The sequence below is a fragment of the Streptomyces spongiae genome (assembly GCF_009377185.1).
GTDB lineage: Bacteria > Actinomycetota > Actinomycetes > Streptomycetales > Streptomycetaceae > Streptomyces > Streptomyces spongiae.
On record NZ_VJZC01001111.1, the window covers coordinates 1 to 1,040 of the forward strand.

A 1,040-nucleotide genomic window follows, 5' to 3' on the forward strand; every position below is an offset into this window, starting at 1 on the left:
GCCCCGGGGCCTGCCAATCTGGTTTCTCCGCCGGTCCAGGTATCCGGAACGACTCCGCCGTTCAGCCGCGGGGGGTCGACCGCAAAGGAAATAGACAGATGTTCAACTCGAAGAAGATCGCGACGGCAGCGGCAGCGGGAGTCCTGGGGGGCTTTGCACTCGTCGGTGCCGGATCCGCCCAGGCGTTCACCGCTGACGGCCCCGGCAAGTGCGTCGACGACGGCAAGGGGCAGGTTCGCTGCGAGCGCGTGAACAAGCGCCAGTTCGTCTCCGACTCGCTCGGGAACTTCCTCCTCGTCAACAACTCGACGCAGTCCTGCCTGGGTTCACGCGGTCAGGTCGCCTGTGTCAGTGACGTCGTCGTCCCTGACGGGAAGTCCTGATGCCTTCGGCGGTCGGCGTGGGGGGAGTTGGTCGAATCGGCGCCCGGGCCGCTCGCCTCGCATCCCAACGGTATCGCGATAATACCTTTTTCTATGAAACCTGCATGGATGGGCGTTTCGTCTGTCAATGGCCGCGGGTGTCGCCTACGGTAAGCGACTGTTGGTGACCAACCCATTACGGGCTGTGTCTACTTGAGAACGGAGAGGTAATGCGCAAGTACCAGAAGGCCGCGGTCGTCGTGGCGATGCTCGGCAGCGTCAGCTTCCTGGGCGCCGGCGTGGGCCACGCCCACGACGAGGGCGGGAAGTTCAAGGTCGACAACAAGCAGAACCAGGCGTGCGAGCAGAACGACTCGCAGCAGGGGCTGATCAACCTGGACGACGTCAACGTGAACGTCGCCCTCCTCGGCCTCGCCACCCAGGACAACAGCGAGCGTGAGGCGCTGAGCTGCACGCAGAACTTCTCCCTCGGCAAGTGATCACTGCTCAGGTGATCTAGGCAGGGCTCGGGGCTCGGACCAGGTGTCCGAGCCCCGGGGCCTGCCAATCTGGTTTCTCCGCCGGTCCAAGTGTCCGGAATGATCCCGCCGTTCAGCCGCGGGGGGTCGACCGCAAAGGAAATAGACAGATGTTCAACTCGAAGAAGATCGCGACGGC

General features: G+C 63.8%; 2 protein-coding genes. Both read left to right on the plus strand.

From position 1 onward, the window contains the following. Positions 1-98 precede the first annotated feature (98 nt). On the plus strand, positions 99-383 hold the full coding sequence (locus FNH08_RS50470) for a hypothetical protein (protein WP_152778750.1): 285 nt from the start codon (positions 99-101) through the stop codon (positions 381-383). 209 nt (positions 384-592) lie between these two features. Beyond that, positions 593-862, plus strand: coding sequence for a hypothetical protein (locus tag FNH08_RS50475; RefSeq protein ID WP_152778752.1), 270 nt, complete (start codon positions 593-595; stop codon positions 860-862). Positions 863-1,040 lie beyond the last annotated feature (178 nt).